Here is a 14,305-nt window from a genome sequence, read left to right as displayed (position 1 = left end):
CCGGCTTTATGACTGTTGCAGTTCTTTGAGTTTTTCTTTGACAGCTTCTACATGTCCTTTTACACGGACTTTTTCCCACTTCGCGCGCACAATGCCCTCAGGGTCTATAATGAATGTACAACGGACAATGCCCATATACTCTTTGCCATAATTTTTCTTTAACTGCCACACGCCGTACTTCTGCATCATCTCGGTACTTTCATCACTTAAAAGTGTGATACCCAGATTGTGTTTTTCTATGAAGTTTCTATGCTTTTTCGTACTGTCTGCACTCACACCCAGAATCACCGCATCCAAAGATGAAAAATCCGGAGCAGCCTCCGTAAATTCACAGGCTTCTGTTGTACATCCCGGGGTATTGTCTCTCGGGTAAAAATAGAGTACCACCCATTTTCCTTTTAAATCCCGCAGACACATTTCAACATCATCCTGATTCGGCAGGCAAAAATCCGGTGCCTTCTCTCCAACTTCTATCATTTTCTTTCCTCCTAAAAATAAATTTAACATGCAAACTTCAAAGCCATTCTCAGCCCGCACTGAAGTGCGGGCTATATATCTTTAAAGACCAAAGGCAAGGTTTTTTAATATACAAACAACAGCAAATATACCCAAATACCGCTAAATGAAGTAAAAACTATACCCAAAAAAGTTTTCAAAGCCAATAATTTGTGCTCATTGGACTTTAACCCAGGAAGCACTCCTTTTATAAGCTGATAGTTTGCTTTTACTATTGTACGACTCCAGTATACCAATGTAAGCACGGCTATGATTACATGTAAGCCCAGTACAAGAGAAGCGTAAGTGTGTGAGACACCGCTTCCTTCCATAAAAGCATCAAACCCTCCGCCCATACGGACACCGTATTCAAAGTATCCGACAACAATGACCGATACTGTAAAAATGGTATTTTGAACAATTCCGTGTGCCTTGTACAGCTTTTTTCTCGCCAGAGCTATTGCTCCATATACCAACAAAGGTAAAACCGCCACAATAAGTGTCACAACATCCATAAACAAAGGAGCTCTTGTTCCCAAAAATCCCTGCGTAAACATATAATCCATATCTTATGCCTTTCTTTTTTGATAAGTGTAGTATATCCAGACTAATATTACCAACAAAACAAAAACTATTATAGTTATCTCTTTTAAGTATTCTTGTATAAGCGTTTCGTTTTCTCCTATAAAATAGCCCAAAAATGTCAAAATCAGTGCCCAGATTCCGGCTCCCAGCGTTGTAAAAAGAGAGAACTCGACTATATTCATACGAGCCAGCCCCGCAGGTATGGAAATAAGCTGCCGAATCCCGGGAATAAGTCTTCCTGTGAAAGTGGAAATATGCCCGTGACTTTGAAAATAGTTTTCCATTTTATCAAGTGTTTCAGGAAAAATAAAAAAATATTTCCCGAATTTCAAAAGAAATTTACGTCCCAGTGTCAGTGCCAGATAGTAATTTACAAAGGCACCGACCAAAGAACCGCCCAAAGCACTTCCCATAATGTAAGCTATACTCATATCTCCTTTTGCTGCCAGATACCCGGCAGGCACCAAAACAATTTCACTCGGAAAAGGAATAAAAGAAGATTCAATCGCCATCATAATAAAAATGCCGAGATATCCCCAGTCAAATATCAGATCTACTAAATCCTGTGCCAACTCTTGAATCATTTTATCTTCTTTTGGAGATCTTGAATCATCTGCTGTGCGACATCCCCGTTTGTGTAGTGCAGGAGTTTTTCACTCTTTTCTTTGAGTTGCGGATTTTTAAGGGCCTTGATCAGTTTTTGTTTCAAGTTTTTCCCTTCGCGTTCGCACCATGCCACATTGTCTTTAAGGAGAAACTGCGCATTATAATACTGATGATCACCTGCAGCATGCGGATAGGGAACAAAAAACGCAGGACACCCGTTTGCTGTGAGTTCCCAAAGCGTTGAAGCGCCTGCACGCGAAACAGCCAGATCTGCCCGTGTAATCAACTCCGGCAGTTTTTTTGTAAATCCATAAAGCTCAACGGAAACACCAAGTCTGTCATACTCCTGCCTGACTCTTTCATAATCTGCTTCTCCGGCCTGGTGTATGATGGAAATATTCATCTTTTGCAGCTTATAGGCTACATGTAAAGCCAAATCGTTAATCGCCTTTGCTCCGTGGGAACCGCCTAAAAATATAATGGTTTCCAGTTTCTCTCTGCATCTGGCATTTTTATAAAAAAACTCTTTGACAGGATATCCCTTTACAGGGGAATTTTTGTCATAAGCAGAAATGAAACTTTTGGCATATTTTTTTAAAAGCCTGTTAAGTCTGCCCTCAACCGAATTTTGCTCATGAATAAAAAGCGGTATAAAAAGACTCAAAGAAGCAAAAGATGCCGGTGCCGCGGAAAATCCGCCAACACAGTAAACTGCTTGTATTTTATGTTTTTTCAGAATCTTTCTTGCCTCCAAAAAGGCTTGAAAAACCTTATAAAGTGCGTTTATCTTTGCAATACCCTTTTTGTTCACAACACCTGTTGTTTCTAAAAAATAGACATTTGAAAAATTACTGTATTTTTGAAAATATTTTCTATCCTGTCCCGAAGTAGAACCGACAAAAATCACCTCATGTCCATCTGCCACAGCAGCTGCGGACAAAGACTCGGCTATCATCAAATGTCCTCCCGTTCCGCCACCTGTAATACATAGTTTCATACCTGTTTTTCCTTAGTTCATGTTTGCTTTTTTAGATGCCATAAGGACCATACCAACACCAAACGCAGCCCCAAGCATCGCCGAACCGCCATAAGAGAGAAAAGGAACAGAAATTCCTTTAATAGGCGTTATACCGCTAATTCCATAGGCATTTACCAAAAAAGAAAAAGAGAGAATCAGTCCGATGCCGATACTAAAGAGATATATACTTGTATCTTTGGTTCTGTTGGCTATTTTAAATATACGCTGAATCATCCACAAAAAGAGGACAACAACACATAAAACACCAAAAAATCCAAACTCTTCCGCAAGTCCTGCCAACACAAAATCTGTATGTACCTCGCTTAAAAAACCGAGTTTAAATGTTCCGTTTGCAAGTCCTGTACCAAAAAGACCGCCATTGTGTATGGCATTGAGAGAGTGCCCTATCTGATATGGTTCGACTTCAACAGGCACCCGAAGTTTATCGGCAATTGCATCAGGCAAAAGATCAAGAACAGAGTTTTGCGCCAAAGCCCACCATGATTTTATTCTGAGTATTCTGTGATGTGCCGTTACAATAAAGAGGATAACTGCTCCAAAAATCACACCAAGAATAGACAAGAAAAACCGGAAACTGCTCCCTGCAAAAATCAGCAAAAAAAGCAAAGTAGCGCCAAGAACAACAACCTGCCCCAAATCTTTTTGTAAAAAGGCTATGATAAACATCGCTCCTAAAAAAATAACAGCATAGGGCATAAATCTTTTAAACTCACCACTCAGTCCCATACCGTCATGATGCCCGAGTTTTCGAGAGAAACTCCAAGCCAGAAAATAGATAAAACCGACTTTGAAAAATTCTACCGGTGCAAGAGAAAAACCTGCTATTTTAATCCATCGTTTTGCCCCGCCAACTTCAGAAACAATACTCTCAGGCAAAAAAGGCATGGCTATCATCAAAATCAGAGAACCAAAAAAGAGAGTGAAACCTATGGGTTTGAGCCATCTCTCAGGATCTAATTGCGAGAGCACAAAAATTATGATCAGACTCATGAGCCCAAAAACAGTCTGTCTTATCGCAAAATGAAATTCATTCACGCCAAACAAGAGTGTTGTATAGGGCGTCAGTGTGTATGAGAGGACTATGCTTATGCCAATTAAAAGTGACACGAGGGTAAAAAGCTTTCTGTCTGCGTTCACGCTTGCTCTACTTTATCTTATTTATTTTTAATACAAATTCCACTTCAGGTTTGGAAAGGTGCAGTTCTTTGGAAATTGTCTCAATCGAGATGCCCTGCTTAAACAAAGATATAATTTTTTCATCATCATTCCCGTGAATAGATGCAGGAATAGAGATCTGTTTTACACCGCTTTCAAGCTGCAGTATTTTGTTTTGTATTTCATGTTCAATGATATTGATATTGTTTTGTAACTGCTTTATCGCCAAAGAGAGTGGATGCACCATATCATAGACACTGCGTTCTATTTCCTGATAAATCTCCTCATCACTCATTCTTTGTGAATTCTCTTTCATACTGCTTTGTGTCTGGTCAAGTTTTTTTTTCAGATAATAAAACTCTCTGTTTAAATCTTCAACCACAGAAGCAACTGAGCGAATGTTTTTTGAATACTCGGCATCTTTTGTATAGACATAATAAAGCAGATAGAGGATAATCGCACCAAGTATGACAATCAGATATTCTACATTGAAACTCAATTGATCCAAATTCACTGTTTTTTCTCTTTGGATTCGCGGATTAATATACGTTCGCGTGCAGTCAGGTAAGCAGCCCACTCTTTTTCATCCCGCTCATGCATTCTGACAATCTGTGCCAAATTTGGAGAAAGTGCCTTAAAAAACACGCCGATATCACGTTTGGGATGTACCGGCATACTAATGCGCCCATAATACTCTTTGCCCTCTTGCAGCATAGGTTCTTCGAGTTCAAAATGTTCAAATCCGATAGCGCGAATATGCGCTTCATTGGTCAAAGAGAGCCTTTTTGGTGTTTCATTTTTTAAAAACATCTCCAAAGCGTCTATCTTTCGGTGGAGTTCCACCATAAGGTTCAACAAGACAGGATCGCTCTCTGCTGTTTCACCTCGGGCTTTTGCAAGCTTGAGCCACTGTGAAATCGGATCATCATCACTTTCACTCAGCTGCTGGTACTCTCTTTCATATGCGTCTTTATTTAAATCAGCTTCTGAAAAAACTATAGCAATCGGTGCGGGAACCAAACGGGGTTTATTCATGAGAGTGTCCTGTCAATAATTATTAAAATTAAAAAGGCAATGCCCAGATAGCCGTTAACGGTAAAAAAAGCACGGTCTATTTTTGTAAAATCTTTTCGTACAAGCATTTGCTCATAATAAAGTACAAAACCACTGCCCAGAGCCGCTGCGTACGCAAACATGCCAAGATCTGCCGCCCATACAAAAAGCAGCCAGAACAAAACAGCCAGGGCATGAAAAAGAGCAGAAATGAAGAGTGTTGCATCTGCTCCGTAACGCGACGGAATGGAGTACAAATCATTGTCTTTGTCAAAATCTATATCCTGTAAAGAATAGAGCAGATCAAACCCTGCAACCCAAAAAATGACACCCAAAGAGAGCAGGACAGACCATAAAGGTATCGCCGCATTGACCGCAACCACTCCGGCAATCGGGGCCAGTCCAAGTGCTACACCCAAAACCACATGTGCCAAAGAGGAGAAACGCTTAAAGTAGGAGTATGCCGCCAAAACAAACAAAATAGGAATACTCAGAGCAAAGGCAAGAGAATTTATCATATAGGCTACGGCAATGAAAATAAGGGCATTGACAATTATAAATATAAGTATGCTTCCCCTGTCAAGTCTGCCGTCTACATTCGGACGGCTGCTTGTTCTTGGGTTTTTTGCATCAATATCACGATCAGCATAACGGTTCACACCCATAGCAAAGTTTCTCGCACTGAGTGCCGCCAAAACGCCAAGAACCAAAAGCCATAAACCAAACCAACCATCCGCTGCCACTATCATCGCTATAAAAATGAATGGCAGGGAAAAGATGGAGTGTTCAAACATCACAAGTTCATTAAAATCTTTTGCTTTTTGTATTACTCTTTGCAAATCAAACCTCATCTCTCTATTTGTCTATATTCTACCCAAATGTGATTTAAATTTTAATGATATTGTGCAACTCCTGTTTCAAATGCTTCAATATATTCATAAAGCACTTCTATTTTGTTTTTGTGTTCCAAAGCATTTTCTTCCAATGCACTCTTTTCTGTCTCTTGCATAAGGGTATAGAGTTCCTCAAGGAAAAGTGCCCCTGCCGCACCTTTTATTTTGTGTGCCGTCTCATATATTTTTTTGTTGTCTTCTTTTACAAAGGCATCTTCAAGAAGAGGTACAAGCTCATGCAGACTCTCTAAAAACAATTTCAAAAGTTTTAATCCGACCTCTTTGCTGACACCTACTTTTTTATTTACCTGCAGTAAGATTTTTTCTATATCTACCTGTATGGCATCTCTGTGTTGTTTTGAGTATTTTGACAAAATTGTTTCGAGTTCCGCACTGTCTATCGGCTTGCTCAGGTACTCATTCATACCGCAGGCAAGAAATTTTTCCCGGTCTCCTTTGATGGCATTTGCCGTCAGTGCCACAATGGCAACATCAGACTGCAGTTCTTTGCGTATAAGTTTTGTCGCTTCAAGACCATTCATCACCGGCATGTTTATATCCATAAAAACCAGATCATACTCGTTTTGTGCCACTTTGTCGACAGCCTCTTTCCCGTTATGTGCAAACTCAAGTGTCACATTTATATATTTTTTAAAGATCGATTCTATCAACATTCTGTTTATTTCATAATCTTCTGCAACAAGTACATCTAAAGAGAGCTTGTCACATACCCCCTCTTCCTGACACTCTCCATATATATTCTCTTCTTGAAGTGTTTCTTCCTCTGCATTACACAGATCAAAATCCAAATAAAAGAAAAATTCGCTGCCTTTGTCCTCAACCGACTCTACCTGCAGTTCACTGCCAAATACATGAAGTAGATCGGCACTGATGCTTAAACCCAGCCCTGTTCCTCCGAATCTCCTCGTTATCGATGTTTCTGCCTGGGCAAAAGGCTTGAATATCTCTTCAAGTTTGTCCTGTGCAATGCCAATACCGCTGTCTTTGATACTAAAATGGACTCTTTGCTGTGTCTCAGTTTCACTGACCAAAGATATACTGAACTTCACAGTACCGCATTCGGGAGTAAATTTAATGGCATTTGAGAGCAGATTTATCATGACCTGTCGCAGGCGGGTAGTGTCACTATACACACATGCAGAGATGGCATTGTCAATTTCAAGTGTATATTGCAGGCCTTTTTCATCTGCTACCGACTTGAGCAGTTCATAGGTTGTTGCAAATTCCACAAAAGGATTCAACGGCACCTTTTCAAGTGAGATTTTATTGTTGGTTATTTTTGAAGAGTCTAAGATATCATTGACAATATTGAGCAGCGTTTTTGTCGAACTGCTGATAACATTAAGATATTTTTCCTGTGTCGCATCCAGCCGTGTTTTACTCAGCAGCTCCGTAAAGCCCAAAATGCCGTTCATCGGTGTTCTGATTTCATGACTCATATTTGCCAAAAACATAGCCTGTGCTGTTTCGGCCGCTTCAGCCTTTTTTCTACTCTCCACCAAAGAGGTTACATCTTCACGAATTGCCATATATTCTATAATTTCATTATTTTCATCATGAATGGGGATAATAGAGCTTTTGACATAGTAACTGCTGCCGTCTTTTGCCCTGTTGGCAAACTCTCCCTGCCAGATATTTCCTTTTTTTATTTCTCTCCACATCTCGGCAAAGACCTCATCAGGCACATTCGGATCACGGACAATACTATGCGACTGACCGATAAGTTCTTCTTTTTTATACCCGCTCACCTCTTCAAAACGTTCATTCACATAGGTAATGTTTCCCAGAGTGTCTGTTCTTGAAATAATAACAACACTGTCAAGCGCTTTTAAAAACTCGTCAAGTTTAAACTTTGAAGCTTTAAAGTGCCTCTCTTTTTCTTTGAGTTCAGTTGTCACATAGTCAATCAGATTAAAAAGGGCACTGTCTGTTTTGGAACTGTTTTTCAGTTTTCTTTTTTCATTCAGCGTATGCTTGCGTGTTTGGGTCCCCTTTTCACGCAAAAATAAAATTGTTGTCGTGATATTGAGCAGTCTTGCTTTTTTTTCATTTAAAAAAAACTCTCCAAAGGTAAAAAAACCGCTGGTTGGTGCAATGTTTTCAAGCAAGCGAAATATTTTCTCAAGCTCTTTGTCCAAAAACTGTTTTCTTGCAATACAGGAGTAGATAAAGCAGGCCTGCAAAGAGTCTGTATCCGGTATGTCTTCTTTGAGAGTATACTGGTTCACAAGAGTTCTGCTGCCTATGCCAAAACGCACCTCTTCTCCCTCCGCCAAATTACCGCCGTACAATAGACTTCCATCATCAAACACACTCAGCATGGATCTTGCGACAGGCATCTCTTTTTCCTGACAGATAAGCGGAAATTCTATCGTTGAAGCCGGCATATTGTCCACGGCGAAATCACCAAGCACTTCGGCATACACATCTTTGATTGGACGGTGATCGATTTCATATACTCTTGCGCCTTCGGATTTTGTAATAATAAACGTCGGACCGACAGCTCTCCAACCCAGATTATAATCCTGAAACACTTCCAGTGCTTCTCCTTGCAGAGCAACACATACCGCACCACCGTCAAATACTTTGTCTTCAAAAACTGTATAGGTTTGTTGAAAATGAAGCATATCTGCAGCCATACCTCCGGCAATGACCGCATGATTAAAATTGCAGGAGGAGAGTCCTTCAAGATACTCCTCTCCGTTATGCTGCAGACCGTCCAAAAAGGTAATGACACATTTTGTCTCTTTGTCAAAAATCTTTTTTGACAAAGAGTGCCCGAGTGTGTAAGAGTTCTCTGCTTTTTCATAATGTGCATGCAGCGTTGTTTTTTCAAAAAGTGTTATACTGACAACCGTACTGCTGTCTATCATCTCTCCGTTGGCAATCTCTCCTGCAGCAGAAGCACCAATGAGTACCGCATCTGTAAAAACCGCATATATCTCTGCAGCGGTTTTTTGCAGTGCCTCTTTTGACTCCAAAGAGCTAAACAGTTGAATTAAAATATTTTTTTGATTTACATCAATGGCTGCTTCTTGCAAAAAGCTGTCAAAACCATCCAAACCTGTATATATATGATTGTACTGTTTCATAATAAATCTTTTTGTTTGAGTTTACACCATAAGGCTTTACAAAGTTATTAAGTTTGGTATAATTACTCTGCAAATCAACAAAACAATAAGGTTTATTCAATTATGAAATTTACTATTTTCCTTTTTCTGCTCCTCTTTTTCAGTGCCTGTAATTTCACTGAATCCAAAGAAGAGCTTGCTGCAAAACAGCTTGCACAAAAAAAAGCTTTTGAAGCAAAAATTGCCGATACAAAAGAGGTACAGCTCAAACAAATTGATGCACAAAAAGAGCAGGAGCTGGCAAAAATCAATGCACAGACTACTCTGGCAAAAATGGAAAAAGCACAGTTACTTGAAAAAATAAAACTCGAAGCAGCTGCACAAAAAGAAAAAATGCTTTTGGCCCAGGCAAAAGAGAAAGAGGCTTTTGAGGCAAAACTGCGTGACTTGGAGCGTCAGGATGCTATGGAGATAAAACGCTATCTGCTGCTCATACTTTTTTTGCTCCTGGTAATTTCTGCTTACTTTGTTTACCTCTATTTTAAACGCAGACATGATGACAAACTCAGAGCCTACCAGGACAACCTCGACAAATATTTTCATCAGCAGGAAAATATGACAAAAATGCGCATAGCCGAAAAAATCATAGACACTGTTGCCAGCGGCAAACTGGGAAAAGAACAGGAGAGTGAACTCATTAAAGCACTCAGTGGCAATATTTCACCCACAAACGAACCTAAACTGCTCAGTGATGAAACAACGCAAGACGCGCAAATAATCGATCAAGAAAAATGAGTTTCAAACAGATTGCCATTATAGGGCCCACTGCCTCTGGAAAAAGTGACTTGGCCATAAGCGTTGCACAGCAGACAAATGCCTGCATTCTCTCCATAGACTCTTTGAGTATCTACAAAGAGATAGATATCGTCTCGGCAAAACCATCCAAAGAAGAGCTTGCACAAATCAAACATTACGGTATCAATGAACTTTTTGTCAATGAATATTTCAGTGTTGATATTTTTATAGATTTGTATAAAAAAGTATGCCTTACATGTAAAGAGGAAAACAAAAATCTCGTCATCGTCGGCGGCACCTCTTTTTACCTCAAATCTTTGCTTGACGGGCTTTCAGCCTTGCCGGACATTAACGCAGAGCATCGCTTACATGTAAAGGAGAGACTCCAAGACTTGCAGGCATCGTATGATTTTTTAACAAAGATTGATACAGCGTATATGCAAAAAATAGCCCCGCATGACAAATACCGCATAGAAAAAGCACTCTTGATTTATGAGGCTTCAGGCATCACACCAAGCCAATGGTTTAACCAAAACCCTCCAAAGCCTGTCATTACAGATTTGCAGATTTACAATATTGATGTAGAAAGAGACATTTTGCGCCAACGCATCGAAAAAAGAACACAAAAAATGTACAAAAAAGGACTGATCGACGAGGTCTGTTTTTTGGAACAAAAGTACACAAGAGCACCGCATGCCATGGGAGCTATCGGCATAGTAGAAGTGCTTGATTTTTTAGACGGAAAAATCGAAAAAGATGAAATGCTCTCACTCATTGCAACGCATACGGCACAACTAGCAAAACGTCAACAGACTTTTAACCGCACTCAGTTTCAAAATGTAACAAGTGCAAAGCTTGAAGATTTACCAGAGCTTATTTTGAGCAAATTTTAGAATGGTAATACATCTCCGGACGTCTGTCCCGTAAAAGTCCCCAGTATTCTCTCTGTCTGGCATTCTCTACCAGGTCAAATTCACCGTAAATTATCTCTTCCTTGTCATGTGAAGCTTCGGCAATCTTTGCGCCGGTATAATCTGTGATAAAAGAAGAACCGTAAAAAGTCAATTCACAGCTTTCTCCTTTCTCTTCTCCTGTACGGTTTGCAACGACAACCGGTACCGTATTTGTCGCGGCATGCCCCATCTGCACCCGTTGCCAGTGTTCTTTGGAGTCTAACCCGATTTCAGGTTCACTGCCTATAGCCGTCGGATAAAAAATAATCTCTGCACCCATCAGTGTCAATGCCCGTGCTGTTTCACAAAACCACTGGTCCCAGCAGATGCCTACACCTATTTTTCCGTAGACTGTCTCATAGACTTTAAAGCCTGTGTCTCCCGGTTTGAAATAAAACTTCTCTTCATAACCCGGACCGTCTGGAATGTGTGTTTTTCGGTAATTCTCCATCACCGTTCCGTCTGCATTAATGACAACAAGCGAATTAAAATACTCCTTTTTGGCTTTTTCAAAATAACTCACTAAGACAACGATCTGCAGCTCTTTTGCCAAAGCTGCAAAATGTTGTATCAGTGCGTTATTTTCTAAAGGCTGTGCCCATGCAAAGTATTTTTCATCCATATCTTTGCAAAAGTAGAGCCCTTCAAAAAGTTCCGGTAAAAGTATGATTTGTGCACCCTCAGCAGCAGCTTCACGGACAAACTGCTCAGCTTTTAAAACATTGGCATTTTTATCTTCGCTCATACTCATCTGAATTGCAGCTGCTTTTACCGGTGTACTCATAACCTATCCTCTGCCTGTTACTTCTAAAAGATGGTATCCAAACTGTGTTTGAATCGGTCCGTACACAACACCGACATCTCCGCTAAATACCGCTTTGTCAAATTCAGGCACCATCTGTCCCGGTCCGAACTGCCCCAAATCACCACCGTTTGCCGAAGAAGGACATGTAGAGTTTGCTTTTGCAATTTCTGCAAAATCTGCTCCGTTTTGTATCTCTTGTTTGAGTTCATTACATTTTTCTTCACTATCTACAAGTATATGTCTTGCTGTCGCCCATGCCATTTGCATTTCCTTAATTTTATTTCATAAAATTCTACTCTATTTTTACTTATAGTTTTCATTAACCACTTTTGCCTATAATGCTGAAACATAATTGATTTTTCGGCATCGGTACTTTTAACGCTAAAGTGTAACTGAGAAAAAAACTAAATTTTTTTCTGTAACCTAGGCTTCAAAAATACAAAGCCCGCACTAAAGTACGGGTTCCAAATCGGAATCGGTACTTTAGTGCCGACTGTTAGGGTATAAAAGTCTGACTTTTATGAAGTACCGGTTCCGAAAAAAGCATAAAATACGGAGAAGATATATGAAAAATATAATTATTGGACTTTTGGCAACTTTTTTACTCTTGGGCTGTAGCTCAAAAAGTGATGAAAACAAAAATGTAGAACCGAAACTTGTTGTTGGAAAGAGTTTGGCAGATTTGCATCTCAAAGATCAGTTTGGCAAAGAGCACAGCTTAAACGCAGACACATACAAAGTAATTTTTGCTTTTGACAAAGAGCCTGCGCATACATGTAACGACTTTTTTGACACACAAAAACCTACATATCTGCAAGAGCATCATGTACAGTTTGTAGCAGATGTAAGTGCTGCACCTTCCATTATCAGAAGTCTCTTTATTTTACCGGGACTTAAAGACTTCAAACATATCGTACTGCTTTTAGATGACAAAGCCCTCGCTGCACCTTATAGAAAAAGCGTAGATACAACCAAAATTGTTGTTGTGACGCTCTTAAACAAAAAAATCACTGACATCAAAACAATCAATACAAAAGAAGAGTTACAAAAAGAAGTAGAAGATGACTCTGCTATGTCTTACATTGCACCTGTTGTCAACAAAGTAATGGACAGTGTCGACAAGGCTACAAAATAGCCCCAAGAGACGCAAATATATAATCAGGCTTGATACCCAGAGACAAATCTGTTTTTGAGAACTTGCCTGTTTGCACAAGAGCCGCTTTTATGCCGGCATCCTGTGCCCCTTTGATGTCACTCTCTATGTCATCGCCTATCATCACACATTCATTTGGGCTTACATGTAAAGCCGCACAGGCCAAATGATAAAACTCTTTGCTTGGTTTGCCTATAAGTGAGGCTTCCTGTCCGCTGGCATATTCCAAAGCACTTACAAAACATCCTGCATCCATACTCAGTTCGTTGTCCGCATCTTTAAAATATCTGTTTTTTGCAATAGCAAGCAGAGAAGCCCCCTCCATCAGTTTTCTAAATGCACGGTTGAGATTTTTATAGTTGAAGTTTTCCTGTGCATCTCCGACAACGACATATTTTTTGTCATATAATTTCAGGTCGTCAAAAAAAGCAAGGGCATCATCCGTGAGTAAAAACTCCGCAGAACTTTTCTCTTTTTCTAAAAACATTTTTGTCACATCAAGTGCTGTGATGATTTCTTCATTCTGAATGTCAAAGCCCATTTTTTGGAGTTTTTGAACAACCTGTACAGAAGTCTTTTGCGTGGTATTTGTCAAAAAACGTACGGGATAGTCTTTTTTGATAGCTTTGACTGCTTCAACTGCACCTTTTATGGGAGTATTTCCCACATACAGTACACCGCCGATGTCACACAATACCGCTTTGACAGATTTATCAAACAGCATAATTTCCTCCTTTAAAAAATTGAAACACCTGTTTTTGTTGTAAACAGTTCCAGTGCTTTTGTACCTATGAGTGAGTTTCCCTGCCCATTCAAAGCGGGCGACCAGACACAGATGCCCATTTTCTGGGGAATGACAGCAACTATTCCCCCACCCACACCACTTTTTCCCGGAACACCGACTTTAAAAGCAAAATCTCCCGAGGCGTCATAATGCCCACAGGTCAGCATTACGGCATTTATACGCTTTGCCTGTGCTTTGGTGATATAGGTTTTGCTGTTTATCGGATCTATGCCGTGATTGGCAAGATAGAGCATAGAGCGTGAGAGCATTTTGGTATTCATCTCCAAGGCACAGTGATTAAAATAGGTCTGCACCAGTGTTATCGCTTCATTGTCAATATTGCCAAAACTTTTCATCAGATTTGTCAGTGCCAGATTTCTGTAGGCATGCTGCATTTCTGAACTTGCCACGACTGCGTCCATGCTGATACTTGCATCATCGGCAATAGAGCGTATAAAATCTACTATCGCGTCAAAGGCAAGCGTATCTTTTTTATAATGGCTTATAAGTGTATCTGTTATGACAATCGCACCCGCATTGATAAAAGGATTTCGGGGAATCCCGTTTTCATATTCGAGTTGCACAAGAGAGTTAAAAGGGTTTCCCGAGGGTTCACGGCTGACACGCTTGTAAAGCTCTGCACCGAGATATTTTAAAGCCATGGTAAAGGTAAAAACTTTGGAAATACTCTGTATGGAAAAAAGTGTCTCTGAGGCACCTACATGATAAGCACTCCCGTCAAAAAGGGTAATGCTCATCGCAAACTGCTTTGCATCAACCTCTGCAAGTGCAGGAATATAATCAGCCACTTTTCCTTTTCCAAACAAAGGCTGTATCTCAATCTCAATATCTTGCAGTATCTGTTGATAGTCCATCAGTTTCTCCTTTTAGGCCACA

The 14,305-nt window shown here is 40.1% G+C and carries 16 protein-coding genes; 3 read left to right on the top strand and 13 right to left on the bottom strand.

Annotated features, from left to right (window positions below; all coding sequences use genetic code 11):
• Nucleotides 1-6 precede the first annotated feature (6 nt).
• The 9 genes from bcp to LCX93_RS02035 all read right to left on the bottom strand — a co-directional run bounded on the left by bcp (nt 7) and on the right by LCX93_RS02035 (nt 8,939).
• Nucleotides 7-477 (bottom strand): thioredoxin-dependent thiol peroxidase, encoded by a 471-nt coding sequence (bcp, locus tag LCX93_RS02075; RefSeq protein ID WP_226067824.1) that lies wholly within the window; start codon nt 475-477, stop codon nt 7-9.
• A gap of 104 nt (nt 478-581) precedes the next feature.
• Nucleotides 582-1,061: a DUF420 domain-containing protein gene (locus tag LCX93_RS02070; protein WP_226067822.1), complete on the bottom strand. Its 480-nt coding sequence runs from the start codon at nt 1,059-1,061 to the stop codon at nt 582-584.
• 3 nt (nt 1,062-1,064) lie between these two features.
• The gene (locus tag LCX93_RS02065) at nt 1,065-1,664 is read right to left on the bottom strand and encodes a DedA family protein (protein ID WP_226067820.1); all 600 of its coding nucleotides are present in this window, start codon (nt 1,662-1,664) and stop codon (nt 1,065-1,067) included.
• Nucleotides 1,661-2,683 carry an undecaprenyldiphospho-muramoylpentapeptide beta-N-acetylglucosaminyltransferase gene (gene murG / locus LCX93_RS02060; protein ID WP_226067818.1) on the bottom strand — a complete coding sequence of 341 codons (1,023 nt, stop codon included), beginning with the start codon at nt 2,681-2,683 and terminating at the stop codon, nt 1,661-1,663. Before murG ends, LCX93_RS02065 begins: the two co-directional genes overlap by 4 nt.
• Nucleotides 2,684-2,695: 12 nt before the next feature.
• Entirely contained in the window at nt 2,696-3,862 is a 1,167-nt protein-coding gene (locus tag LCX93_RS02055) for an FtsW/RodA/SpoVE family cell cycle protein (protein WP_226067816.1), read from the bottom strand.
• Between the two features lie 7 nt (nt 3,863-3,869).
• Nucleotides 3,870-4,394, bottom strand: a complete 525-nt coding sequence (locus tag LCX93_RS02050; protein WP_226067815.1) for a hypothetical protein — start codon at nt 4,392-4,394, stop codon at nt 3,870-3,872.
• Complete coding sequence (locus LCX93_RS02045) at nt 4,391-4,915, bottom strand: hypothetical protein (RefSeq protein WP_151901083.1); 525 nt, start codon at nt 4,913-4,915, stop codon at nt 4,391-4,393. Before LCX93_RS02045 ends, LCX93_RS02050 begins: the two co-directional genes overlap by 4 nt.
• Nucleotides 4,912-5,772: a menaquinone biosynthesis prenyltransferase MqnP gene (gene mqnP / locus LCX93_RS02040; RefSeq protein ID WP_226067813.1), complete on the bottom strand. Its 861-nt coding sequence runs from the start codon at nt 5,770-5,772 to the stop codon at nt 4,912-4,914. Before mqnP ends, LCX93_RS02045 begins: the two co-directional genes overlap by 4 nt.
• A gap of 53 nt (nt 5,773-5,825) precedes the next feature.
• Complete coding sequence (locus tag LCX93_RS02035) at nt 5,826-8,939, bottom strand: FIST N-terminal domain-containing protein (protein ID WP_226067811.1); 3,114 nt, start codon at nt 8,937-8,939, stop codon at nt 5,826-5,828.
• A 102-nt stretch (nt 8,940-9,041) separates the two neighbouring features.
• Between LCX93_RS02035 and LCX93_RS02030 the strand changes: the two genes are divergently transcribed.
• Both LCX93_RS02030 and miaA read left to right on the top strand, forming a co-directional pair.
• Nucleotides 9,042-9,713, top strand: coding sequence for a hypothetical protein (locus LCX93_RS02030; protein ID WP_226067809.1), 672 nt, complete (start codon nt 9,042-9,044; stop codon nt 9,711-9,713).
• Entirely contained in the window at nt 9,710-10,606 is an 897-nt protein-coding gene (gene miaA / locus LCX93_RS02025; RefSeq protein ID WP_226067807.1) for a tRNA (adenosine(37)-N6)-dimethylallyltransferase MiaA, read from the top strand. Before LCX93_RS02030 ends, miaA begins: the two co-directional genes overlap by 4 nt.
• Here miaA and aguB read toward each other — a convergent pair.
• Complete coding sequence (gene aguB / locus LCX93_RS02020) at nt 10,587-11,450, bottom strand: N-carbamoylputrescine amidase (protein ID WP_226067805.1); 864 nt, start codon at nt 11,448-11,450, stop codon at nt 10,587-10,589. The two genes, miaA and aguB, sit on opposite strands and share 20 nt — an antisense overlap.
• Before the next feature lie 3 nt (nt 11,451-11,453).
• Nucleotides 11,454-11,732 (bottom strand): peptidylprolyl isomerase, encoded by a 279-nt coding sequence (locus LCX93_RS02015; protein WP_226067803.1) that lies wholly within the window; start codon nt 11,730-11,732, stop codon nt 11,454-11,456.
• A 304-nt stretch (nt 11,733-12,036) separates the two neighbouring features.
• Here LCX93_RS02015 and LCX93_RS02010 point away from each other — a divergent pair, with 304 nt between their 5' ends.
• A complete protein-coding gene (locus LCX93_RS02010; RefSeq protein WP_226067801.1) occupies nt 12,037-12,606 on the top strand; it encodes a hypothetical protein in 570 nt (189 codons plus the stop codon).
• On the opposite strand, the gene LCX93_RS02005 is transcribed toward LCX93_RS02010, so the two are convergent.
• Together LCX93_RS02005 and LCX93_RS02000 are read right to left on the bottom strand one after the other, a co-directional pair.
• Nucleotides 12,596-13,348 carry a TIGR01458 family HAD-type hydrolase gene (locus LCX93_RS02005; protein WP_226067799.1) on the bottom strand — a complete coding sequence of 251 codons (753 nt, stop codon included), beginning with the start codon at nt 13,346-13,348 and terminating at the stop codon, nt 12,596-12,598. The two genes, LCX93_RS02010 and LCX93_RS02005, sit on opposite strands and share 11 nt — an antisense overlap.
• Nucleotides 13,349-13,359: 11 nt before the next feature.
• Nucleotides 13,360-14,283 carry a glutaminase gene (locus tag LCX93_RS02000; protein WP_226067798.1) on the bottom strand — a complete coding sequence of 308 codons (924 nt, stop codon included), beginning with the start codon at nt 14,281-14,283 and terminating at the stop codon, nt 13,360-13,362.
• Between the last annotated feature and the right edge of the window lie 22 nt (nt 14,284-14,305).

The organism is Sulfurimonas sp. SWIR-19, assembly GCF_020410885.1.
Classification (GTDB): domain Bacteria; phylum Campylobacterota; class Campylobacteria; order Campylobacterales; family Sulfurimonadaceae; genus Sulfurimonas; species Sulfurimonas sediminis.
Note: the sequence above shows the minus strand (reverse complement) of the source record. Positions and strands in the feature narration are given on the sequence as shown.